Here is a 23841-nt window from a genome sequence, read left to right on the forward strand (position 1 = left end):
ATAGCGAATTGCCGGATGGCGGCTACGCCTTATCCGGCCTACAACAGACTGTAGGCCCGGTAAGCACAGCGCCACCGGGCATTAACAGCGTTCTCCGGTCTCAAGGTCCATCAACTCCCCGGCCCAATCGACCGGGTAAACGCCCTCGCGAACATGTCGATGAAAGGTCGAAAACGGCCAATCCTGAACACGCGATACCCAACCGTGTTTTATCGGGTTGATGTAGATGTAATCGATATGGCGGCGATAATCACGCTCGTCGCGTATCGTATGCTCCCAGAATCGCGGCTGCCACACGGTTTGGTGTAGCAATGATTGAGTGAATCGCTTTTTAATTTCACGCCAGCGAGAAGAAAAATCACAGTCATTCGCGGGAAGCGTCCAGATGCAGTGAAGATGCTCGGGGAGAATGACCCAGGCGTCGATATAAAAGGGTTTAATGCGCTTAACCACACGAACTGCGGCACGGAGTTCAGCAATATTCCTGATTAAAAGATCGCTTTGCCTGTCTTTGAGATTTACGGTGAAAAACCATGTTCCACCGTTGATGTAATGGCGGCGATAGTTCGACATTTTGTTTTTCCTTTAACAAAATTCGACCTTATCGGGTTCGTTGCAGATGGCAAGATTGGGAGAGAGTTTTGAGAAGGAAGCTCGCAATATATGCGACGAATTGCCGGATGGCGGCTGCGCCTTATCCGGCCTACAACAGACTGTAGGCCCGGTAAGCAAAGCGCCACCGGGCACACAAACAACGTTACTCTTTATCGCCCAGCAGAACGGATTCCAGCGCGATTTTGATCATGTCGTTGAAGGTCGTCTGACGTTCAGCGGCAGTAGTCTGCTCGTGAGTACGGATATGGTCGGACACGGTGCAGATGGTCAGCGCTTTCGCACCGAATTCTGCGGCTACGCCGTAGATGCCCGCCGCTTCCATTTCCACGCCCAGCACGCCGTATTTTTCCATGACGTCGAACATTTCGCCGTCCGGAGAATAGAACAGATCGGCAGAGAACAGGTTACCCACGCGCGCGTCTACGCCCAGCGCTTTTGCCGCATCAACAGCGTTACGCACCATGTCGAAGTCAGCGATAGCGGCGAAATCATGATCTTTAAAGCGGATACGGTTAACTTTGGAGTCGGTGCAGGCCCCCATACCAATAACCACGTCACGCAGTTTGACGTCCATACGCACGGCACCGCAGGAGCCTACGCGAATGATTTTCTTCACGCCGAAATCGGTGATCAGCTCTTTGGTGTAGATGGAGCAGGACGGAATCCCCATACCGTGACCCATCACGGAGATCTTACGGCCTTTGTAGGTACCGGTGAAACCTAACATGCCGCGAACGTTGTTCACTTCACGGACATCTTCGAGGAAAGTTTCAGCAATGTGCTTCGCACGCAGCGGGTCGCCCGGCATCAGCACAACATCAGCGAAATCGCCCATTTCAGCGTTAATATGTGGGGTTGCCATCGTTTTATCCTTATTTAAATTGTCAGCGCCTGATGGCGGCTACGCCTTATCAGGCCTACAAAAAACGTAGGCCCGGTAAGCGAAGCGCCACCGGGCAATTGCATCACAGCATGTTTTTACCGTAAGCCATCGGCGACGTACCAAAGTACGTTGCCAGCGTCTGGCCGATATCCGCGAAGGTTTCACGGTGGCCCAGCGAACCCGGTTTCACTTTCGGGCCGTACACCAGCACCGGAATGTGTTCACGGGTGTGGTCGGTACCGGTCCAGCTCGGGTCACAGCCGTGGTCAGCGGTGAGGATCAGAATGTCATCTTCACCGACCAGTTCCATCAGCTCAGGCAGACGGCGGTCGAACAGCTCCAGACCTGCGGCATAACCGGCGATATCGCGACGGTGACCCCAGGAAGAGTCGAAGTCCACGAAGTTGGTGAAGACAATCGTCTCATCACCCGCTTCTTTCATCTCTTTGATGGTGGCATCAAACAGCGCATCCAGGCCGGTGGCTTTCACTTTTTTGGTGATACCGCAGTTCGCATAGATATCCGCAATCTTACCGACGGAAACTACGTGACCGTGTTTTTCATCAACCAGTTTCTGCAATACGGTCGGTGCCGGCGGTTCAACGGCCAGATCGTGGCGGTTACCGGTACGCTGGAAGTTACCCGCTTTATCACCGATAAACGGACGCGCGATAACGCGGCCAATGTTGTAACCACCTTCGGTCAGCTCTTCACGGGCGATTTCGCACAGCTCGTAAAGTTTATCCAGGCCAAAGGTCTCTTCATGGCAGGCGATCTGGAATACGGAGTCCGCAGAGGTATAGAAAATCGGCTTGCCGGTTTTCATATGCTCTTCGCCCAGTTGATCCAGAATCACGGTACCGGAAGAGTGGCAATTACCGAGGTAACCCGGCAGGTTGGCACGTTTTACCAGTTTATCCAGCAGTTCCTGCGGGAAGCTGTTTTCGTGGTCGCTGAAGTAGCCCCAGTCAAACAGAACCGGCACGCCGGCGATTTCCCAGTGGCCTGACGGCGTATCTTTACCGGAAGAGAGTTCATGCGCCCAACCATAGGCGCCAATGACCTCGGCGTTGCCGTCCATACCCGCGGCAATTTTGCCGGTAGAACCTTCATGCGCTTTCACCAGCCCCAGACGGGTAAGGTTAGGCAAATTCAGCGGGCCTTTACGGCCGTGGTCAGCCTCGCCTTTGGCACAGGCTTCTGCAATGTGGCCCATCGTGTCGGCGCCAACATCACCAAAGCGGTCAGCATCTTCCGTTGCACCAATCCCAAAGGAGTCCAGCACCATAATAAATGCACGTTTCATCTTGTTCTCCATACATCTTGCGCTGTAAAAAAGCGATCAGATCAGTATATCGTTATTCAGTGATACGACGATAGACTGTCGGTGTAATTTCTGGGGCTTTATCGTCCAGTTTAATTGCCGCTTTGACGGCTTTCGCCGCATCCTGCCAGCTGGCCTCATCTTTGGCGTGGATCACCGCCAGCGGGCGCTGCCCGTCGACGCTATCGCCCAAACGGGCCATGTCGGTAAAGCCGACGCTGTAATCAATAGTGTCCGACGCCTGACGACGACCACCGCCCATCGACACGACGGCCATACCCAGTGCACGGGTGTCCATCGCGCTCACGAAACCTTCGGTATCAGCATAGACCGCTTTACTGAGCATCGCCGTTGGCAGATATTTCGCATAGTTTTCAACGAAATCAGTCGGCCCCTTCTGCGCGGCAACCATGCGACCGAAGATCTCAGCCGCCTTACCGTTATCCAGTACCGCCTGCAGTTTGGCGCGCGCTTCAGCGTCATCTTTCGCCAGACGACCGGAGATCAGCATCTCAACGCACAGCGCCATCGTGACATCTAACAGGCGAGGGTTGCGGTATTCCCCCGTCAGGAACTGCACCGCTTCACGTACTTCAACGGCGTTACCTGCGCTGGACGCCAGCACCTGGTTCATGTCGGTCAGCAGTGCGGTGGTTTTCACACCCGCGCCGTTGGCCACGCCAACAATGGCTTCCGCCAGTGCAGCAGAGAGTTCGTAGGTCGGCATAAATGCGCCGCTGCCCACTTTCACATCCATCACCAGCGCATCCAGCCCTTCTGCCAGCTTTTTGGCGAGGATAGACGCGGTAATCAACGGAATAGAGTCCACCGTCGCGGTAATGTCGCGGGTAGCGTAAAAACGTTTATCCGCCGGTGCGAGCGAGCTGGTTTGCCCAATAATCGCCACACCCACGTCTTTAATAATTTCGCGGAATCGGTTGTCATCCGGGAAGATGTCGAAACCCGGAATCGCCTCCAGCTTGTCGAGCGTTCCGCCGGTATGACCAAGGCCACGACCCGAAATCATCGGAATGTAGCCGCCGCAGGCAGCAACCATCGGGCCCAGCATCAGAGAGGTAACGTCACCGACGCCGCCGGTAGAGTGCTTGTCAACAATCGGGCCGTTGAGGTTCAGGCTCTTCCAGTCCAGGACAGTGCCTGAATCTCGCATCGCCATGGTCAATGAGACACGTTCTGGCATGCTCATATCATGGAAGAAAATGGTCATCGCCAGCGCGGCAATCTGCCCTTCAGAGATGGTGTTGTCGCGAATACCGTTGATAAAGAAACGAATCTCTTCATCACTCAGCGCCAGGCCATCACGTTTTTTGCGAATAATTTCTTGAGCGAGAAACAAGGTACCCTCCTTATTGTGGGCTGGATAAGCACGAAGCCCCCAGCACAGAACATCTCCGTTGTAGGCCTGATAAGCGAAACGCCATCAGGCAAATTTGCCGGATGGCGGCTGTCGCCTTATCCGGCCTACACAGGACAATTCAGATTTTAATAGCTGCTAGCGCTCTTACCGTCGCCATGGCCCAGTGCTTTCAGCAGGCTGGCCAGCAGGGAAGAAGCACCGAAGCGGTAGTGACGGGAGTCAGCCCAATCCGCGCCGAACAGTTCGTCAGCAATAGACAGGAACAGCTGCGCGTCTTCCGCAGTACGCACACCGCCCGCCGGTTTGAAGCCCACGGTTTTCTGTACGCCCATGTCACGAATCACTTCCATCATGATGCGCGCACTTTCTGGCGTCGCGTTCACCGGCACTTTACCGGTAGAAGTTTTGATGAAATCTGCACCAGCTTTGATAGAAATTTCAGACGCTTTGCGAATCAGCGCTTCTTCTTTCAGCTCGCCGGTTTCGATGATCACTTTCAGCAGTACGTTTGCCGCAGCACACGCGTCTTTACAGGCTTTCACCAGATCAAAACCTACCTGCTCGTTACCGGCGATCAGCGCGCGGTACGGGAACACCACGTCAACTTCATCTGCGCCGTAGGCAATCGCCGCACGGGTTTCCGCCAGCGCAATCTCGATGTCGTCATTGCCGTGCGGGAAGTTGGTGACGGTTGCGATGCGGATATCCGGCGTCCCCTGCTCTTTCAGCGTTTTACGCGCAATTGGGATGAAACGCGGATAGATGCAAACTGCCGCGGTGTTACCCACCGGGGTTTTAGCCTGATGGCACAGCGCGATGACTTTCGCGTCGGTGTCATCTTCATTCAGGGTAGTTAAGTCCATTAACTGCAGCGCACGCAGGCTGCTTGCCTTTAAATCAGTCATTTTGCTCTCCGACGGCGCATTGCCGTTCAAATCGTTACCTTGCGGGTCTGTGATTATTGTAACACCGCCCCGCGCTCACACTTCGACATTCATCACACTTAGTGAAAACTTCGTACAAATTTGCATAACAACAACGCGATCAACTTCAAACTTTCAAGCCTCCGTGGGCAAATAAAGCGCCACTTCAGCCGATAGGATCAAAAGATAGCCTCATCGTTTTTCATACACTTCGCGCATCTCTCGTCTGAGGAACTGAAGATGCCCACTTCGCTCGATACACCGCTGCTGCAACACTGCCAGCAAATTGTGACAAGCTCCGTGTTATCCCCGGAACAAAAGCGTCATTTCCTGGCGCTGGAAGCCGAGAACGCTCTGCCGTACCCTGCGCTCCCCGAAGCGGCGCAGGCCGCGCTGGCTGAAGGCGTCATTTGCGATATGTTCGAAGGACATGCGCCGTATAAACCGCGCTATGTCTTACCGGACTATCAACGTTTTCTTGCCAACGGCTCCCAATGGCTCGAGCTGGAAGGCGCACAGGATCTGGATGACGCGCTCTCGCTGCTGACGATTCTTTATCATCACGTCCCTTCCGTGACCGCCATGCCGGTCTACCTGGGCCATCTTGATGCGCTGCTGTCGCCATATGTTAGAATTCTAACACAAGATGAAATCGATATTCGAATAAAACGTTTCTGGCGCTACCTGGATCGTACGCTGCCCGACGCATTCACCCACGTCAACATTGGCCCACACGATACGCCAATTACGCGCGCAATTTTACGCGCAGATGCCGAATTAAAGCAGGTTGCACCAAACCTGACCTTTATCTACGATCCGCAAATTACCCCTGACGATCTGCTGCTCCAGGTGGCACAAAATATTTGTGAGTGCAGTAAGCCGCATATCGCCAACGGCCCGAAAAATGATAAAATTTTCACAAACGGTCAATATGGCATCGTGAGTTGTTACAACTCGCTGCCGCTCGCCGGCGGCGGCAGCACACTGGTGCGTCTGAATTTGCAGCAGGTTGCCCGGCGCAGTGACTCCATCGATGACTTCTTTAACCGCACGCTGCCGCACTACTGTCAGCAGCAAATCGCCATCATTGATGCGCGCTGTCGCTTCCTCTACGAGCAATCCGGCTTCTTTGAGAATAGCTTCCTGGTCAATGAAGGGCTGATCGATCCCGCGCGCTTTGTGCCCATGTTCGGCATTTATTCGCTAGCAGAAGCGGTCAACGAGCTGTGTGAACGCAACGGCATTGACGGGCGCTACGGTAAGGATGAGCAAGCAAACACGCTCGCCTACCGCATCAGCGCCGCACTGGCGGAGTTCGTCGCACAAACGCCGGTGCAGTACGGCTGGCAGCAGCGCGCGCTGCTGCACGCGCAGTCGGGGATAAGCTCAGACACCGGCACCACACCGGGTGCGCGTCTGCCATACGGCGACGAACCGGATCCGATTACCCATCTACTGACCGTTGCACCGCACCACCCGTACTACACGGCCGGCATCAGCGACATACTGACACTCGATGAGACGGTAAAACGTAACCCGCAGGCGGTGATGCAGCTATGCCTGGGGGCGTTTAACGCCGGTATGCGTGAATTCAGCGCCAACGTCAGCGGGAACGATCTGGTCCGCGTGACCGGCTACATGGTGCGCTTGTCCGATCTGGAGAAATACCGCGCAGAAGGCTCACGTACCAACACCACCTGGCTCGGTGAAGAAGCCGCACGTAATACCCGTATCCTGGAGCGTCAACCTCGTGTCGTCAGTCATGAACAGCAGATGCGCTTTAGTCAGTAAAATCATCCCGTTCTCCTGCGTTGACGGGCCAGGCAGCCGCCTGGCCCTGTTCCTGCAAGGGTGCAATCTGCGCTGTAAAAACTGCCATAACCCTTGGACCATGGGGCGCTGCAACGACTGCGGCGAATGCGTAGCGCAGTGCCCGCACCAGGCGCTGCGCATCGATGGCGGTCGCGTAGCGTGGCAGCCCGACGCCTGCCAGCAGTGCGATACCTGTCTGCACATGTGCCCGCAGCAGGCGACGCCCATGGCGCAGTCAATGAGCGTGGAACAGGTCATTCAGCACATTAGCAAGGTCGCGCCGTTTATTGAGGGCATCACCGTCAGCGGCGGCGAAGCCACTACCCAACTGCCGTTTATCTGCGCGCTATTCGCGCGCCTGAAGGCCATGCCCGGGCTTCGGCATCTGACCTGTCTTGTTGACAGCAACGGGGAACTGCCGATAAGCGGCTGGCAGAAGCTGCAACCGCTATGCGACGGCGTCATGGTCGATTTAAAAGCGTGGGACAATGCACGTCATGTCGCGCTGACCGGCCGAGGAAACGCGCGCATTAAGCAAAGCATACTCTGGCTGGCGCAGCACGGCATGCTCAGCGAACTGCGGCTGCTGGTGATTCCCGACCAGACGGATTATCGGCAAAACGCCGAGTCGCTCTGCGCATTTATTACCAGCCTTGGCGATGTGCCCGTTCGTTTGAACGCGTTTCACGCACACGGGGTTTATGGAGAGGCAAAAACGTGGCGCAGCGCCGGGCCACAGGATATTGAAGCCCTGAGCCAAGCGCTGCAGGCCGGAGGAATCACGAAGATTATCCCTCCGGCGCTTTACTTATAGTGCGAGGAACACGCCGGCAATCGTGGCGCTCATCAGGTTAGAAAGCGTGCCCGCAGCAACGGCCTTCAGCCCGAGCTGCGCAATCTCCGGACGACGTTTTGGCGCCATGCTGCCCAGCCCACCGATCAAAATCGCGATAGAAGACAGGTTGGCAAATCCGCACAGCGCAAAGGAGATAATCGCTTTGGTGTGGTTAGAAATCACCTGCAAACCAGCCGCGGCAACTTCCGCATCTGCTTTCAGGTATTCACCGAAGTTCATGTACGCCACGAACTCGTTAATCACCAGCTTCTGGCCGATAAACGACCCGGCCACCGTCGCTTCGCTCCACGGTACGCCAATCACCCACGCCAGCGGCGAGAAGACCCAGCCAAGGATCAGCTGCAGCGACAGCTCCGGATAGTTAAACCAGCCGCCCACGCCGGAAAGGATACCGTTCAGCAGCGCAATCAGCGCGATAAACGCCAGCAGCATTGCCCCCACGTTCAGCGCCAGCTGCATCCCGGATGCCGCACCAGAGGCCGCCGCGTCAAGCACGTTGCTCGGGGCATCCGTACCCTGCGCGTCCTGTTCCAGCGCAGGAGAATCATGCGGTGTTTCCGTTTCCGGAATGATGATTTTCGCGAACAGCAGGCCGCCCGGTGCCGCCATAAACGACGCTGCAATCAGGTACTCCAGCGGCACGCCCATCTGCGCATAGCCCGCCAGCACGGAACCGGCCACCGACGCCAGCCCGCCGCACATAACGGCGAACAGCTCGGAGCGCGTCATGGTGGCGATGTACGGACGTACCACCAGCGGAGCTTCCGTCTGACCAACAAAGATATTTGCGGTGGCGGAAAGCGATTCCGTTCGCGACGTTTTCAGCACCTTACGCAGGCCGCCGCCCAGAATACGGATGACAAACTGCATGATGCCAAGATAGTAAAGCACGGCGATCAGCGAAGAGAAGAAGACGATGACCGGCAGCACGCGCAGCGCAAAAATAAAGCCGCCGCCGCCGAATACTTCAAACATTTTATCGGATACCAGACCGCCGAAAAGGAAGCCGATCCCTTCGTTGCCGTAGGCGATAACGTTAGCCACGCCTTCAGACATCGCCAGCAGCACTTTTCGCCCGGCCGGTACATAGAGGATGAGCGCGCCGATGCCGACCTGGATAAGCCAGGCGCCAAACACGGTGCGCAGATTAATTGCTTTACGATTACTGGAAAGAAGTATGGCAATGGCGAGCAGCACCACCATGCCGATGAGTCCCATGAGGATTTGCATACAGAGTCCCTGTGTATTGAAAAATATAAATATTACGGCAAACCTACGGCGCCGATTATAACGTCACGGGATTATATTTTTCGTTCGCTGTCACAGGTTTCACGCAATAGAATCAGGCTAATACCTGACAATGAGATCTACGTCACCTTACAAGGCCGAAAAGAGTGCATGAGTATTGGCGTAAAGCGCGCTGGCTATCTGTTCCGGTGCCTCCGGGCGCAGTGAACAAAGATGAGTAAAGACGTCCGCAATCCGCTCGGGTCGATTCGACTGCCCTTGATAACCGTTGAGTGGCATATCAGGGGCGTCGGTTTCCAGCACCAGTGCTGAAAGCGGCAGTTGCGCCATCACGTCCCGCGTCTTGCTGGCCCGCGGGTAAGAAATCGTGCCGCCAACGCCAATTTTATAGCCCAACTGAACGAAGCGTTCCGCCTGCTGCAGGCTACCGGCAAAGCCATGTACCACACCGGTTCGCGGCAGGTTATGCCGCTTGAGATGCAGCGCCAGCTTGTCATGGGTACGTCGCGAATGCAGGATCACCGGCAGATCGTACCGCTTTGCCAACCGTAACTGCGCATCCAGCAGGTATTGCTGACGTTCAAACTGCGGGTCCTCACGGTACAGATCGAGGCCAATTTCCCCGATCGCCACCAGCTTTTTCGGGCGCGCGGCCAGCAGGCTCTCAAGCTGTGCCAGACTCTGCTCGTCGTGGTGCTCTACGACAATCGGATGCAGACCGAGCGCGGCATACAGCGGCGCATGCGAGGCGGCCAGCGCCAGCACGCGGGTGAAACGCGCCGCTTCAGTCGCCGGAACGATAATGTTCTCCACGCCCGCCTGCGCCGCACGCGCCAGGCTCGCCGCTTCATCATCGGTAAAAGGGGGAAAATCAAAATGACAGTGGGTGTCGATAAAACGGTAGGTCACGCGCGCCTCGTCGGTAAAGCTGGTCTGAGGGTATCGTAAAACAGCCGCCATAAAAAAAGCCAGCACGTAGGCGCTGGCTTATACCGTGGTTGCTGTGATGTTAAGAAAAGCTAAGGACGCTTACGTCCCATGAAGAGGCTGACCAGGAACAGAATGATACCGACAACGAACACAATTTTTGCTGCGCCCGCTGCTGCCCCCGCCAAGCCACCAAAGCCCAATGCGGCGGCAATCAACGCGATAACCAGAAAGATAATGCCCCAACGAAACATATGATTCTCCTTTATCCGTACGTGCCGACCAGTTGATCGATCCAGTAACTAAAATCAACAAGATATTTTTCATCGTGCTGATAATGAGACTAGGTCAAAAAGGACGCCGCTGCGTTAAAACCTACCGCAATTAGGAACATTCTGTCGTTGGGAGCGAGGGGGAAAAACGGGCAGAGCACGGCGGACGCCGTGCTCTGAAGGGCGATTAGTGTTCGCGCGTTTTGCGGAATTCGACGTCAGGATAGCGTTCCTGCGTCAGGTTCAGGTTGACCATGGTTGGGGCGATGTAAGTCAGGTTATCGCCGCCGTCCAGCGCCAGCTGTACTTCGTTTTTACGCTTGAACTCTTCAAATTTCTTCACGTCTTTCCCTTCCACCCAACGGGCGGTCGCGACGTTCACCGATTCGTAGATAGCTTCTACGTTATATTCACTTTTCAGGCGCGCAACGACCACGTCAAACTGCAGCACGCCGACGGCCCCAACGATCAGATCGTTGTTGGCGATCGGGCGGAACACCTGAACGGCACCTTCTTCCGACAGCTGAACCAGCCCTTTCAGCAGCTGTTTCTGCTTCAACGGATCCTTCAGGCGAATACGACGGAACAGCTCCGGCGCGAAGTTCGGGATACCGGTGAACTTCATCATTTCACCCTGGGTGAAGGTATCACCAATCTGAATGGTGCCGTGGTTGTGCAGACCGATGATATCGCCCGGATAGGCTTCTTCAACGTGCGAACGGTCACCTGCCATAAAGGTCAGCGCATCGGAGATCACCACATCTTTGCCGATGCGAACCTGGCGCAGCTTCATGCCTTTTTCATATTTACCGGACACCACGCGCATAAACGCCACGCGGTCGCGGTGTTTCGGGTCCATGTTGGCCTGAATTTTAAACACAAAGCCGGAGAACTTCTCATCCTGAGCTTCCACCAGGCGAGTGTCGGTCTGACGCGGCATCGGCGCAGGCGCCCACTCCACTAAACCGTCCAGCATGTGGTCTACGCCAAAGTTACCCAGCGCGGTACCGAAGAAGACCGGGGTAATTTCACCGGCCAGGAACAGCTCTTTATCAAATTCGTTGGATGCGCCCTGCACCAGCTCCAGCTCGTCACGCAGCTGCTGCGCCAGCTCTTCACCGACCGCCGCGTCCAGATCCGGGTTGTTCAACCCTTTGACGATACGCACTTCCTGAATGGTGTGGCCTTTACCGGTCTGATACAGATAGGTTTCATCTTTATAGAGGTGGTAAACGCCTTTGAACAGCTTGCCGCAGCCAATCGGCCAGGTGATCGGCGCACAGCCGATCTTCAGCTCGCGCTCAACTTCATCCAGCACTTCCATCGGATCGCGGATGTCACGGTCGAGTTTGTTCATAAAGGTCAGGATCGGCGTATCACGCAGACGGGTCACTTCCATCAGCTTACGCGTCCTGTCCTCGACGCCTTTCGCGGCATCGATGACCATCAGGCAACAGTCGACCGCCGTCAGCGTACGGTAGGTATCTTCGGAGAAGTCTTCGTGCCCCGGGGTGTCCAGCAGGTTCACCAGGCAGTCATGATACGGGAACTGCATCACGGAGGTGGTAATGGAGATACCGCGCTGCTTTTCCATTTCCATCCAGTCAGATTTCGCATGCTGGCTGGAGCCACGACCTTTTACCGTACCGGCGGTCTGAATAGCCTGTCCGAATAACAGGACCTTTTCCGTGATCGTCGTTTTACCGGCATCCGGGTGAGAAATAATGGCAAAAGTGCGGCGTTTGGCCACCTCTTGCAAATAAGGAGACAACGTCATAATTCAATCTTCTTGAGTAAGCACGGCATCACGCCGCGCATGTTGAATACGAAAAAATTGCGGCTATTTTACCCATCAAAGGGGGGCTGGCAATCACTGTTTACACAGGAGTCGCTCCAGTTCAGGCAATGAGGTTACCGTCCAGTCAGGCGTGATGCCTTCCGGCAGCGCGCGCTGGTGCGCGTTCAACCAGCAGGTTGCCCAGCCGGCGTTCATGCCGCCGAGAATATCCGACTCGGCGGTATCGCCAACCATCAGCATGCGCGAGCGGTCTGGGCTGCCGGCCTGTTCCCGCGCGTAGTCAAAGATTCGGCGGTCCGGTTTTGCCACACCGACTTCTTCAGAAATCACCAGCAGCTCAAAGTGATCGCGAAGGCCAGTACGCTCCAGACGAATCTGTTGCAATGAGGTAAAACCGTTAGTAATGATGCCCATCTTGACCTTGCCCTGCAGCGCGTTCAGCAGCGACACGGCGCCCGGTAGCGGTGCACAAATCTCGGCCATGGCATTCATAAAGGCATCGTTCAAATCGCCAGGATGAACGTTCAGGCGTTCTGCCCAACTGGTAAAACGTTGATGCTGAAGCTGGAGCGAAGTGATCGCCCCATTCTGGTAGTCCACCCATAGCGGCTTGTTCACCGCCTGGTAGTCCTGGAAATCTTCCGCGGTAAAGGTCACGCTGTAGTCGAGAAACATCCGCTGTAGGCCGCTGAACGCGTCAAACGTAAACAGCGTCTCGTCGGCATCGAAGAAAATCCAGTCCCACTTCATCATCATTTCACCTTATCTTACATACCAATCGGCAGCGCCATCACAATGGCATCCTCACGGCCTTCCGCCGTGGGATAATAGTTGCGACGAATCGTCGCCTCGTTAAAACCTAAACTCTCATACAGCGCGATGGCCGCGTGGTTAGACGCGCGCACCTCCAGCCAGAGCGTCAGCACGCCGCGCGTTTCTAACGTCTCGATAAGATGTTCAAGCAGTTCGCGCCCTAAGCCTCGGCGCTGATACGCCGGATCAACCGCAATGTTAAACAGCGTCGCCTCATCCAGCACCACCTGCGTGATGGCAAAGGCCGCCATCTTGCCATCGACCGACATCTGGAAGTTCAGATAGCGATCGCCCTGATTACTGACGAAGGTTTTTTCACTCCAGGGAAACGCATGGGCGCGTCTTTCGATGTCGAAGGCGCGGGGTAAATCAGTCGTGCTGAGGGTAGAAATCGTGTTCATGGGCGCATATTTGTTGCCAGAGCGCGGCGCGAGCGGGCGCGCTGGCCTGAAGTTCATTAAACGGCGGCGTCGAAATCACCGCCCCTTCCAGCGTCACCGGCGCGTCGTTACCCAGCCGCCAGCAGTGGCAGCGGCCCTCTTGTGGCAACATGGCTACGCGATCGGGCGTCAGCGGTAAAACCTGGTCCGGCGTCATGCGCAGTGCGCGCAGAATGTCGGCCATCAGCGGCTCCGTCAGTGCGGGGAGTTCTTCGCCCACAATCACTAAACGAACATGCTGCGGGAGCGTAATCGCGATTTCCCCCTGCAGCGCCCCTGGGCGACGCAGTGACCACTGGGTAATACCCAACTGTTGTAATTGCCAGTCTCGCCGGGATGTCATGTACAACGCTCCTGTCTATCAAGGGCGCAAATATAGCAAATTCATCGAAACCGCGCCAATTACACACTATAATCGCGACCTGAGTTTAATGAGGAAACATTCATGTCTGCTTTTACCCCGGCAAGTGAAGTCTTGCTGCGCCACAGTGACGATTTCGAACAGAGCCGTATTTTCTTTGCCGGCGATTTGCAGGATGACCTGCCCGCACGCCTTGAAACCGCCGCAAGCCGCGCGCACACCCAGCAGTTCCATCACTGGCAGGTGCTGAGCCGCCAGATGGGCGACAGCGTCCGTTTTGGCCTTGTGGCACAGGCGGAAGACGTGGCCGACAGCGACACCTTTATCTACTACTGGCCGAAAAACAAGCCGGAAGCCCAGTTCCAGCTGATGAACATTCTGTCTCTGCTGCCGGTGGGCACCGATATTTTCGTCATTGGCGAAAACCGCAGCGGCGTGCGTAGCGCCGAACAGATGCTGGCCGAGTACGCGCCGCTGAACAAAGTCGACAGCGCCCGCCGCTGCGGCCTGTATCATGGTCGTCTGGAAAAACAGCCGTCGTTCGATGCGGAAAAATTCTGGGGCGAATATCAGCTCGATAATTTAACCATTAAAACCCTGCCAGGCGTATTTAGCCGCGACGGGCTGGACGTCGGCAGCCAACTGCTGCTTTCCACCCTGACGCCGCACACCAAAGGCAAGGTGCTGGACGTCGGCTGCGGCGCAGGCGTGCTGGCCGCGACGCTCGCCAGCCACTCGCCGAAAGTTCGCCTGACGCTGTGCGACGTGAGCGCCCCGGCGGTTGAAGCCAGCCGTGCGACGCTGGCGGCCAACGGCATTGAAGGCGAAGTGCTGGCCAGCAACGTCTTCTCTGAGGTGAACGGTCGTTTTGATATGATCATCTCCAACCCGCCATTCCACGACGGCATGCAAACCAGCCTTGACGCCGCACAAACGCTGATTCGTGGCGCGGTGCGCCATCTGAACAGCGGCGGCGAGCTGCGCATCGTGGCCAACGCCTTCCTGCCGTACCCGGCGGTGCTGGACGAAACCTTTGGTTTCCATGAGGTGATTGCCCAAACCGGCCGCTTCAAGGTCTACCGCACGGTAATGACGCGTCAGGCGAAAAAAGCCTAATATCCGCAGGCCGGATAAGCGATAACGCCATCCGGCACAGCCACGGATAACGCCGGATGGCGGCGTAAACGCCTTATCCGGCCTACAAAAGCGGCCAAATCCGCATAACCGCCTTTTTTTTCAGCAATCGTGCAAAGTTCGATAATTAACTGTTGACGCCCAGCGTAAAATCTCTAGAATTCGGCCCCGTGGTAACGATTCTTTCATAAAGAATCGATGGTATGCGAAGGTGGCGGAATTGGTAGACGCGCTAGCTTCAGGTGTTAGTGTCCTTTCGGATGTGGGGGTTCGAGTCCCCCCCCTCGCACCATAATCCACGTTATATCGCTCGCACTGTGCGAAGGTGGCGGAATTGGTAGACGCGCTAGCTTCAGGTGTTAGTGTCCTTACGGATGTGGGGGTTCGAGTCCCCCCCCTCGCACCAACGAGGCGATATAAAAAAAAGTAACGAGACAATCTGTGCGAAGGTGGCGGAATTGGTAGACGCGCTAGCTTCAGGTGTTAGTGTCCTTACGGATGTGGGGGTTCGAGTCCCCCCCCTCGCACCAGTTTTCTCGCTCTCTTCTTCGTGTTTCCTTCCTGTCTATTCCATCAGCTTTACATTCATCGCAATCAGCACAATACCGCCCATTAACGCAATGCAAGACGGTAACAGGACGAAGTGTCGCAGCCGACGATGCCAGATCATAGCGCTGCTCAACAGCAGTCCACACACAATGACCCCGCGCCAGACGTCAGTTGAGAGCCCCAGGGTACTCAGCAGTGCCAGTACAGCGCCCGGAATCAGAACGCCCCAGCCGCTACCTAACGTTTTTTGCAACATGATCCGACCCACTCAAATGATAATGATTACCAATATCATATGATGTTTTTTGTTATTTGTCTGCACTTGCGCTAAGGTTTCATAATCATTAATGACATGCATATTATATGGTGTTAAGTTGTATAAAAAATCAGCATGTCGCATATAAAGAAATTGCGCTATTCCTACTGCATTATTCTGTTTTTAATGCGTTTATTTATTTAAGGCTGACTACAACTTCAAACAATGACCGTACAATCATGGCGCACGCTGCGTGCGCAAAAATATCAGCTCACGTTCCGGCTGTTTTTGTTTCTGAACCTGATTTCATCGACGCTCTCGGTGTTCAGCCCGATATATGATGTAAATATATTTCCTCTGCCAGCGATGCTGATTGCGGTGGGCAGCAGCGTGATGCTGTTGTGGAACTGGCGCTACGCCCGGATAAAGCTGAACCTACCCATGGTTTCGGCGATATTCGGCTGTTTATGGGGCTGGCATATTTTAAGTAAAACTTTTGCGTTGCCGACAATAAATGACAATTTTCAGCTGGTTGCGCTATTTAGCGTGTTATTTGTTGGCACCATTGCTTTTTCCAATAATATTGTCGCGTTTGCGCTGCATTCACTCCCCACATTTATTGTTTGCCTGTTTACCAGCAATACCACCGAGTGGTGGCGTATGGCCTATTGTTTTGCCCTACCGTTAATCGGTATTGCGATTCAACACGTCATCCAGCGGCGCAACGACAAATTTGCGCAAGGGCTGATGTATAAGCTGCTGGAAGAGCGTGAAACGCTCAACGGCCTGAGCATGCTCGACCCGTTGACCGGCCTGTATAACCGTCGTGGCTTTCAGTTTCGCCTGGATTCGCTCAAAGCGCTCGGCCCCGCTCAGCACTCGGTCCTGCTGCTGGATATCGACCATTTCAAGGCCTACAACGACCATTACGGCCATATGATGGGCGACCAGGCCCTGATGCGCGTCTCCGCCGCCATTCGTAACGCCGTACGTTCTCGGGATATTGTGACCCGCTTCGGCGGCGAAGAGTTTATGGTGCTGCTGCCGCAGTGCGACATCACCAACGCCATGCAAACGGCAGAACGGATTCGCCAGCATGTCTACGATCTCAAAATTCCACATATGTTTAATGCCGCCGTCGCAACACATGTCACCGTCAGCATCGGCGTCGCGCCGCTGGAAGATAACAATATCGACGCCGCTATCCAGAGAGCGGATAAAGCGCTGTATGAAGCCAAAAACATGGGGCGCAACAACGCGCTAACCAGCGAACAGCTCCCCGCAGCCTGAGTTCACAAAAAATGGGTGCAGGCGACAAATCGCTTGCGCTCACTTTTATCTATAGCTACGATTGCTAATCATTATCATTTATATTTTTATCTCGTTAATCCTATGGCCTATCGTTCCGCACCGATCGCTGATGACCTCATCTGGCGCACGCCGCTCCCTCCACGGGAAAATGCGCTTGCGGAATCAGTACGTGCCAAAATTGCCGAATATCGCCCGCATATGCTGGAAATGTTTCGACTTAACGAGAGCGCCCCGGGCAACGCTAAAACGCTAGCCGAATGGACCCGGCCTACCGAATTGACCTCACTGCTGGCCATCTACTCCGATCACATCTATCGCAACCAGCCGATGCAGCCGCGCGAAAACAAGCCGCTGATTTCGCTGTGGGCACAGTGGTATATCGGCCTGATGGTGCCGCCGCTGATGCTGGCACTGCTGACCGAATCATCTGCGATTTCCGTTTCACCGGAGCATTTCCTGGTTGAGTTTCACGAGACTGGCCGTGCGGCCTGCTTCTGGGCCGACGTACATTGCGACCAACGGGTCAGCAACATGCCGTGGGATCGGCGGTTGGACAGTTTAGTCACTGAAGGATTAATACCGGTTGTGAACGCGCTGGAAGCCACCGGCGAGATTAACGGCAGACTTATCTGGAGTAATACCGGCTATTTAATTAACTGGTATCTAGGTGAGATGATCGCGCTGCTTGGGGAAGAACAGGTTAGTCTCCTGCGTCAGCGCTATTTCCTGACCAGGACGCTCGCCGACGGCCGCGATAACCCGCTGTGGCGTACTGTGGTTGAAAGGGACGGTCGCCTGGTGCGACGCACCTGCTGCCAGCGCTACCGCCTGCCGGACGTCAAGCAGTGCGGTGACTGCACGCTTAACTAACCGACGGGGCGAATGCCCCGTCGTTTCACTGCCTATCAGGCAACCTGCTGGCTCTCTTCCTCCGCACGCTGCGCTTCTTCTTCTTCCTGTGCTAACAGCTGTTTTTCATACACTTTGAAGAACGGGTAGTAGATGATGGCCGACACACAGGCCAGCAGCACCACCAGAATCGCCGCACGGAAATCCCAGCCAAGCGCCCATGCGCCGCCGATCGGTGCCGGGGCAGTCCACGGCACGACGGAGATCACTCGACCGATCAGATCCAGTTTCATTGCCGCCCAGGCCAGAACGGCGTTCACCATCGGCGCCAACAGGAACGGAATAAAGAACACCGGGTTCATGACGATTGGTGTTCCGAAAATAACCGGTTCGTTAATGTTGAACAGGCTTGGCACCACGCTCAGACGGCCGATGGAGCGCAGGTGCGCCGAGCGGCTGCGCAGGTAGCAGAACACCAGTCCCATGGTCGCCCCCGAGCCGCCCACCACCACGAAGAAGGTCCAGAATGCTTCCATAAAGATGTGCGGCAGCGGTGCCCCCTGCGCTAGCGCAGTTTGGTTCAGGCCGAGGTTGGTCAGCCAGAACATTTGCAGCATACCGGACACGATAGCCGCACCGTGGATCCCCGCAAACCACAGCAGGTGGCCAATCAATACCGCCAGCAATATAGCCGGTAAGGAGTCAGCCGCGGAAACGAGCGGTTTAAACAGCGACATGATCGCCTGCGGGATCAGCATGTCAAACTGGCTCTGAATGAACAGGCTCAGCGGGTAAAGCGTCAGTACGACCGCCAGCACTGGAATCAGCAGGTCGAAGGAGTTTTTGATCATCGGCGGGACCTGATCCGGCAAACGGATCCCGATGTTGCGAACCTTCAGAAAACGCATCATCTCTACGCAGTATACGGCGACCAGAATAGCCGTGAAGATCCCGGTACCACCGAGGCTATCGACCGGCAGATGGCCTTCCGTTTTCGGCGCGGCAACCAGCAGGAACGCCATGATCGACAGCATCGAGCACATAAACGGATCGAGCTGGTTGGTTTTTTCGTAATGTTTGCCTAAGTTGTAGGAGATAGCGGCGCAGATGTAGATGGACATGATGCCCATCGTCATATCAAACGGCGTCAGAATCCGGCCCTCAAACTCTTTTGCCAGGTCTAGCCACGCGCGGGCAAACCCCCAGGTGGTGTCCGGCGAGAACGGCGGATAGGCAAACACCAGTAGAAACGATCCCACAATCATAAAAGGCATAGCGGAAATAAAACCGTCACGGATAGCCATGACGTGGCGCTGGGATGAAATACGACCAGCAACGGGACTGACGTAGTTTTCTACAAAACGAAAGATCAGATTAAATGCAGCGTGATTAGCAGACATAGCAGCCCTCCTGACAGGCTTTAGACGTAAGCACAGCAACAACGATTTTGCCGACATACGACTGGGCTAACCGTGAACGCTTTGTAACAGCCGCGTAACGCGCCTGGCATATTGTTCATAGGGATACCGTTCATATATGGCTCTTATTATGGATACAAAGGAAGTTACCCTTGCAGTATCAATCCCCTGAAGACCAACTGCAACCGGTTACAGTAACCGGTTGCAGTGATTGTGAAGGAGATCCAGAAATCAAACAATTTTTGCACAACTTCGGCGCTTTATTTACAACCTGGGTAGCTTTATGACAGAGTGACTCGCCAAAAAAACAGGAGTCAACAATGAGCCTACAGTCAGTACGAGAATTCTTTGCCGAGCACGCGCCCGACATCAATATTATCGAGCTTGAGCAAAGCACTGCGACCGTCGCGCTGGCCGCTGCCGCTCACCGGGTTGCGCCCGGGCAAATTGCTAAAACGTTGTCGCTAAAAGTCAAAGATCGCGTCATCCTTATCGTCGCCAAAGGCGATGCCCGTCTGGACAATAAAAAGCTCAAAGACACTTTTGGCGCGAAGGCCCGCATGCTCAGCAGCGACGAAGTGGTCGAGCTGACCGGGCACCCGGTGGGCGGCGTATGCCCGTTTGGCCTCGAAAACCCGCTGGACGTCTACTGCGACGTGTCGCTACAAGAGTATGACGAGGTGCTTCCCGCCGCCGGTGCTATTCATAGTGCGGTACGCATCTCTCCGCAAAGAATGGCGACCCTCACCGCCGCGACGTGGGTCGACGTTTGCCTGACGCCCACAAACTAAGCGGTGCGAAGCAGCGCCCGAGAGCGGGCTATATAGCGATCGGGCAACGACACCAGTAAATCAGCCGCGCTGAGCAAATCAGCGTCGGAGTTAACGCCAAGCTTGGTCATCGCATTAAATTTATGCGCGCGTATGGTTTTAATATTTCGCCCCAACCGCTGCGCGATTTCCATCAGCGAATAGCCGTAGGTCATGTAGCGCAAAATCATATTCTCGGTCGGGCTCAGAAAACTGTTTTCGCGCAGTACTGAAGATGCCGCCGCGCACTCATGCCCTAACGACGTTTCTTGTAACAGCTCGAGTACGTTTTGTTTGAGTTCAACCAGCGCGCTGGATTTGCTCAACACGCCGTGAAGATAAGTGGGTGACAGGTGCCTGATGAGTGCCGCCTCGACGTTATCGTTCGCCAGAATGATGCGGACCATCTGCTGATGACAACGGGCTATTTCGCCCATCGCCAGCAGACACTCAATGCGCGGCTCTCGCGTGCCGGACAGGCAGCAAATCAGCACATCAAAAGGCGCCTGGCAGAGTGCGGTTTTAAATTCACTCATCGAGCGAAAAAACTGAATCGTAAAATCTTTATTCCGCGAAGACGTTAATAAATGGCGTAGCCCGACTTCCGCCATCATGCAATCTTCTATGATAGCGACGCACTGCTTCCTGCTGTGCTTTTCCATTCTGCTTGTTCTCCATAAGCCGAGTAGAGATTGAGTTCCTTCATTCCCTGATTGCTGTTGATCCAGGCGTACATTTCCGCATTGCTACGCAAAGAAAGTCGACGCATCGCGCTATTTTTTTGCGCGCTTATCGTCTTGTTGCTCTTTTTCAACAGGGCTGCAATTTGGTTAATCCCCCAGCCTTTTGCCAGCAGACGCAGAACCTTGCGCTCTGACAGCGTTAGCATTACCGCACGGTCGTTTTCACCTTCGATATCATCACTGTTATGCATGGAAAGCAGCGTCTGGCTAATTTTTTCCGTGCTGACACCCCCCAGCTTTATGGCCTTGATGACGCGATCGATAGGGTCTGAATCTGAGAGCAGCGTACTTTCTGGACGCATCAAAAACTCAACGGCCAGTGCGTAATACTGACGGCTAATCATGAAGATCCAGTGGATATCCCGATACTGGGAAAGCAGCGTGTAATATTGCTCGCAGACCGCGCGAGGATTTCTGACTTCGCCAGAAAAATCAATAATAACGACATCTGTTCGACGCAGCTGAAGCAGCGTTAACTCTTCCAGAGACTGGCAAAAATTGAGCTCATAATCCGGGAAATGTGTTCCCATTATTGTACTGAGCCCAGACTGCATTACCGGTATTTTGCTAATAATCACCGCGAATTTGCAGTATTCTGGCGACATAAAACCTCCGTATCCATTCGAAGATTCACTTCCTGAATATAAAATTATTTAATACAGCACAACGTATTATCAGGAAACTAAACCATCCCTTTTCTATTTCCTTGACTGCTATAATATTATTATTGCGTTCTCACCAGGCCAATAAAAAATGCTGCTACATGGATGTACTGGCGGGTTAAACAGATGCAGTATGGCATGGTGATTTAAAAGCACTCACTTAGAAAATATTAAAAACGACATAAGAATAATTAAAATTCACTATCCATATTCTTACTCGTCTATTCTATTTTCATTTTGAATTCTTTTGGCGCCATCCCGCCGCGTTTGCGGAAAAAGCGCGAGAAGTAGGTCACATCGCTAAACCCGAGATAGTCCGATACCTGCGTAATGCTCATACTGGTGTACTGGAGGCTTCTTTTGGCCTCCAGCAGCAGGCGCTGGTGCAGGACGCCTAGCGCGCTGGTACCGTGAAACTCGCGGCACAGGCAGTTGAGATAAGTCGTCGAGACGCCAAGACGCTGCGCATATTCCGCCAGCGAAAGGTGCTCGCGATAGTGGCTCTCAATAAGCCGCGCAAACTGCCTCAGCACGCTGCGTTTGCGCGCACTTTTATCTTCAAGGATCGCGGTCGGCGCGCCTTGCCGATTCAGCCAGACCAGCAGCGCGCCGAGCAGGGAAGACAGCATCATCTCGCGTGCATCCTTTTCGTGGCTGTACTCTTCAAGTAGTGCGGCAAATACCGTGTGAATATGGCGTCTGGCGCGCCTGACCATCACGCAGACGGGTTGACCGAGCACGTCTAGCTGTCTGCCAAACTGCGCCTCCAGCCGGCTCAGCAGCGGGAGCGCCAGCGAAAGTACGTAGCCCTGAGTGCCGGGGGAAAAACGAAAACCATGCACGCATAGCGACGGCACGACCTGAATACAGGGCCCGTTAACCGCTCGTCGCTCCCCCTCAATTTCAATCTCGGCCTGGCCTTTATGCACATACAGCAGCTGCACCAGCTCCGCATGCTGATGAACGCGAATATGCCATGCGTACAGGCTGCTGCGCTGATGTATTGACTCACAGTGCAGCAAATCGGGCGTGGGCCAGCCCCTCTGCTCGCCATACAGTTTAAAGACCGGTACGCTCTCCGGCGCTGACGCCCGCTTCATGTTTTATTCCACCGTCTCATAGGGCAGCCCAACGTAGTTCTCCGCAATGGTCGTCAGCCCGGCGCGCGACCCCAGGTAGTACTGACGGTCCGCTTCCTGCATCTTTCTGTCGAACGCGCTTTTGTCCTGGAAATCATGCAGCAAATGGGTCATAAACCAGCTGAAGCGCTCGCCTTTCCACACCCGGTTAAGCGCCAGCTGTGAATAACGCGCCAGTAAATCTACCCGACCGTGATGGTAAAACTGGCGCAAAATACGCCACAGGTAGTTCACGTCAGACACCGCCAGGTTCAGCCCTTTGGCGCCGGTCGGCGGCACAATATGCGCCGCATCGCCAACGAGGAACATTCTGCCGTACTGCATGGGTTCCACCACATAGCTACGCAGCGGCGCAATGCTCTTCTCAAGTGAGTGACCAGTCACTAACTTTTGTCCCAGTTCATCCGGCAGACGACGCCTGAGCTCACCCCAGAAGCGTTCATCCGACCATTGTTCGACGCGGTCGCTCAGCGGCACCTGCAGATAATAGCGGCTTCTTGTTAGTGAGCGCTGACTACACAATACAAACCCGCGTTCATGGTGCGCGTAAATCAGCTCAGGGTTCACCGGCGGCGTATCCGCCAGCAGGCCCAGCCAGCCAAACGGCCAGATACTTTCGTACTCGCGCAAAATATCGCGCGGGATACTTTGTCGGGAGACGCCGTGAAATCCATCGCAGCCGGCGACAAAATCACATTCCAGGCGACACGTTTCGCCATTCTTCACAAACGTCACGCTGGGTCTATCGCTCTTCAGATCGTGTAGCTGAACCTGCTCAACGCCGTAATAGGTTTCAGCACCGCACGCCTGTCGCGCTTCCATCAGATCACGCGTAACTTCGGTCTGGCCGTAGACCATAACGCTCTTGCCGCCCGTCAGCTCGCTAAGCGGCACCGGAATGCGCTGGTTAGCAAACAGAAATTCTACGCCATGGTGAATCAGGCCCTCAGCATCCATGCGGCGAGCAACACCCGCCTCACGCAGCAACTCAACGGTACCGTTTTCCAGGATGCCTGCACGAATGCGTCCCAGCACATACTCCGGCGTCTGGCGTTCGAGAATGACGGTTTTTATTCCGGCGTTATGCAGCAACTGGCCCAGCAGCAGCCCCGAAGGCCCGGCACCGATAATGGCGACTTGCGTGTTCATAGGGTGTCCTCACATTCTGGTTAATTATTTGTTTGTTTTGTGTATCAATAAAGTTTCAGAATGCATTTTTGATAAGTCAGTAACGAAAAAGAAGGCCAGAATCCGTTCAAAAATTGCACTTTCCAACAGTTTTGCAAAAGTGTGGACGGCATCAACTCCTGGCCGGTCATCA

At 54.8% G+C, this 23841-nt stretch carries 24 protein-coding genes and 3 tRNA genes; 9 read left to right on the forward strand and 18 right to left on the reverse strand.

What is annotated here, in order from left to right; translation table 11 throughout:
- Positions 1-81: 81 nt before the first annotated feature.
- The 5 genes from H7R56_RS21075 to deoC form a co-directional block, all read right to left on the reverse strand.
- Positions 82-573 (reverse strand): REP-associated tyrosine transposase, encoded by a 492-nt coding sequence (locus H7R56_RS21075; RefSeq protein ID WP_106925223.1) that lies wholly within the window; start codon positions 571-573, stop codon positions 82-84.
- A 184-nt stretch (positions 574-757) separates the two neighbouring features.
- Positions 758-1477 carry a purine-nucleoside phosphorylase gene (gene deoD / locus H7R56_RS21080; protein WP_000224864.1) on the reverse strand — a complete coding sequence of 240 codons (720 nt, stop codon included), beginning with the start codon at positions 1475-1477 and terminating at the stop codon, positions 758-760.
- Between the two features lie 103 nt (positions 1478-1580).
- Positions 1581-2804 (reverse strand): phosphopentomutase, encoded by a 1224-nt coding sequence (gene deoB / locus H7R56_RS21085; RefSeq protein ID WP_106925222.1) that lies wholly within the window; start codon positions 2802-2804, stop codon positions 1581-1583.
- A 52-nt stretch (positions 2805-2856) separates the two neighbouring features.
- Complete coding sequence (gene deoA / locus H7R56_RS21090; protein WP_106925221.1) at positions 2857-4179, reverse strand: thymidine phosphorylase; 1323 nt, start codon at positions 4177-4179, stop codon at positions 2857-2859.
- Between the two features lie 146 nt (positions 4180-4325).
- Complete coding sequence (deoC, locus tag H7R56_RS21095; RefSeq protein ID WP_035894562.1) at positions 4326-5105, reverse strand: deoxyribose-phosphate aldolase; 780 nt, start codon at positions 5103-5105, stop codon at positions 4326-4328.
- Positions 5106-5363: 258 nt separating this feature from the next.
- Between deoC and H7R56_RS21100 the strand changes: the two genes are divergently transcribed.
- Both H7R56_RS21100 and H7R56_RS21105 read left to right on the forward strand, forming a co-directional pair.
- The gene (locus tag H7R56_RS21100; protein WP_106925220.1) at positions 5364-6914 is read left to right on the forward strand and encodes a YjjI family glycine radical enzyme; all 1551 of its coding nucleotides are present in this window, start codon (positions 5364-5366) and stop codon (positions 6912-6914) included.
- Entirely contained in the window at positions 6886-7749 is an 864-nt protein-coding gene (locus H7R56_RS21105; RefSeq protein WP_106925219.1) for a YjjW family glycine radical enzyme activase, read from the forward strand. The genes H7R56_RS21100 and H7R56_RS21105 overlap by 29 nt, the downstream gene beginning before the upstream one ends.
- On the opposite strand, the gene H7R56_RS21110 is transcribed toward H7R56_RS21105, so the two are convergent.
- The 7 genes from H7R56_RS21110 to H7R56_RS21140 all read right to left on the reverse strand — a co-directional run bounded on the left by H7R56_RS21110 (position 7744) and on the right by H7R56_RS21140 (position 13632).
- Positions 7744-9021 (reverse strand): NupC/NupG family nucleoside CNT transporter, encoded by a 1278-nt coding sequence (locus H7R56_RS21110; RefSeq protein ID WP_106925218.1) that lies wholly within the window; start codon positions 9019-9021, stop codon positions 7744-7746. The genes H7R56_RS21105 and H7R56_RS21110 overlap by 6 nt on opposite strands.
- Positions 9022-9168: 147 nt before the next feature.
- Positions 9169-9948, reverse strand: coding sequence for a TatD family hydrolase (locus H7R56_RS21115; protein WP_106925625.1), 780 nt, complete (start codon positions 9946-9948; stop codon positions 9169-9171).
- A 110-nt stretch (positions 9949-10058) separates the two neighbouring features.
- Complete coding sequence (locus H7R56_RS21120; RefSeq protein ID WP_106925217.1) at positions 10059-10220, reverse strand: DUF1328 family protein; 162 nt, start codon at positions 10218-10220, stop codon at positions 10059-10061.
- A 205-nt stretch (positions 10221-10425) separates the two neighbouring features.
- Positions 10426-12015 (reverse strand): peptide chain release factor 3, encoded by a 1590-nt coding sequence (gene prfC / locus H7R56_RS21125; protein WP_106925216.1) that lies wholly within the window; start codon positions 12013-12015, stop codon positions 10426-10428.
- A gap of 93 nt (positions 12016-12108) precedes the next feature.
- A complete protein-coding gene (gene yjjG, locus H7R56_RS21130) occupies positions 12109-12786 on the reverse strand; it encodes a pyrimidine 5'-nucleotidase (RefSeq protein ID WP_106925623.1) in 678 nt (225 codons plus the stop codon).
- Positions 12787-12803: 17 nt separating this feature from the next.
- A complete protein-coding gene (gene rimI, locus H7R56_RS21135; RefSeq protein ID WP_106925215.1) occupies positions 12804-13250 on the reverse strand; it encodes a ribosomal protein S18-alanine N-acetyltransferase in 447 nt (148 codons plus the stop codon).
- Positions 13219-13632: a DNA polymerase III subunit psi gene (locus H7R56_RS21140; protein WP_106925214.1), complete on the reverse strand. Its 414-nt coding sequence runs from the start codon at positions 13630-13632 to the stop codon at positions 13219-13221. The genes rimI and H7R56_RS21140 overlap by 32 nt, the downstream gene beginning before the upstream one ends.
- 102 nt (positions 13633-13734) lie before the next feature.
- Here H7R56_RS21140 and rsmC point away from each other — a divergent pair, with 102 nt between their 5' ends.
- The 4 genes from rsmC to H7R56_RS21160 all read left to right on the forward strand — a co-directional run bounded on the left by rsmC (position 13735) and on the right by H7R56_RS21160 (position 15314).
- Entirely contained in the window at positions 13735-14766 is a 1032-nt protein-coding gene (gene rsmC / locus H7R56_RS21145; RefSeq protein WP_106925213.1) for a 16S rRNA (guanine(1207)-N(2))-methyltransferase RsmC, read from the forward strand.
- Between the two features lie 223 nt (positions 14767-14989).
- A tRNA-Leu gene (locus H7R56_RS21150) sits at positions 14990-15076 on the forward strand.
- 27 nt (positions 15077-15103) lie between these two features.
- Positions 15104-15190 (forward strand) — tRNA-Leu (locus H7R56_RS21155).
- 37 nt (positions 15191-15227) lie between these two features.
- Positions 15228-15314 (forward strand) — tRNA-Leu (locus tag H7R56_RS21160).
- A 35-nt stretch (positions 15315-15349) separates the two neighbouring features.
- On the opposite strand, the gene H7R56_RS21165 is transcribed toward H7R56_RS21160, so the two are convergent.
- Positions 15350-15589 carry a DUF1435 domain-containing protein gene (locus tag H7R56_RS21165; RefSeq protein WP_106925212.1) on the reverse strand — a complete coding sequence of 80 codons (240 nt, stop codon included), beginning with the start codon at positions 15587-15589 and terminating at the stop codon, positions 15350-15352.
- Positions 15590-15814: 225 nt separating this feature from the next.
- Between H7R56_RS21165 and H7R56_RS21170 the strand changes: the two genes are divergently transcribed.
- A complete protein-coding gene (locus H7R56_RS21170) occupies positions 15815-16879 on the forward strand; it encodes a GGDEF domain-containing protein (RefSeq protein WP_106925211.1) in 1065 nt (354 codons plus the stop codon).
- Positions 16880-16981: 102 nt separating this feature from the next.
- Positions 16982-17770, forward strand: a complete 789-nt coding sequence (gene fhuF, locus H7R56_RS21175; RefSeq protein WP_106925210.1) for a siderophore-iron reductase FhuF — start codon at positions 16982-16984, stop codon at positions 17768-17770.
- A 35-nt stretch (positions 17771-17805) separates the two neighbouring features.
- Here the strand turns inward: fhuF and H7R56_RS21180 are convergent, their stop codons facing one another.
- Positions 17806-19149 (reverse strand): PTS sugar transporter subunit IIC, encoded by a 1344-nt coding sequence (locus tag H7R56_RS21180; protein WP_182928399.1) that lies wholly within the window; start codon positions 19147-19149, stop codon positions 17806-17808.
- 338 nt (positions 19150-19487) lie between these two features.
- Between H7R56_RS21180 and H7R56_RS21185 the strand changes: the two genes are divergently transcribed.
- Positions 19488-19958 carry a YbaK/EbsC family protein gene (locus H7R56_RS21185; RefSeq protein WP_106925208.1) on the forward strand — a complete coding sequence of 157 codons (471 nt, stop codon included), beginning with the start codon at positions 19488-19490 and terminating at the stop codon, positions 19956-19958.
- Here the strand turns inward: H7R56_RS21185 and bglJ are convergent.
- The 4 genes from bglJ to pobA form a co-directional block, all read right to left on the reverse strand.
- Positions 19955-20638 carry a DNA-binding transcriptional activator BglJ gene (gene bglJ, locus H7R56_RS21190; protein WP_320108683.1) on the reverse strand — a complete coding sequence of 228 codons (684 nt, stop codon included), beginning with the start codon at positions 20636-20638 and terminating at the stop codon, positions 19955-19957. The genes H7R56_RS21185 and bglJ overlap by 4 nt on opposite strands.
- Entirely contained in the window at positions 20599-21324 is a 726-nt protein-coding gene (locus H7R56_RS21195) for a helix-turn-helix transcriptional regulator (protein WP_106925207.1), read from the reverse strand. The genes bglJ and H7R56_RS21195 overlap by 40 nt, the downstream gene beginning before the upstream one ends.
- 278 nt (positions 21325-21602) lie before the next feature.
- A complete protein-coding gene (locus tag H7R56_RS21200) occupies positions 21603-22481 on the reverse strand; it encodes a helix-turn-helix domain-containing protein (protein ID WP_106925206.1) in 879 nt (292 codons plus the stop codon).
- A gap of 3 nt (positions 22482-22484) precedes the next feature.
- Entirely contained in the window at positions 22485-23669 is a 1185-nt protein-coding gene (gene pobA, locus H7R56_RS21205; protein WP_106925205.1) for a 4-hydroxybenzoate 3-monooxygenase, read from the reverse strand.
- Between the last annotated feature and the right edge of the window lie 172 nt (positions 23670-23841).

This window comes from Klebsiella sp. WP3-W18-ESBL-02, assembly GCF_014168815.1.
In the GTDB taxonomy this organism is placed as follows: domain Bacteria; phylum Pseudomonadota; class Gammaproteobacteria; order Enterobacterales; family Enterobacteriaceae; genus Kluyvera; species Kluyvera ascorbata_B.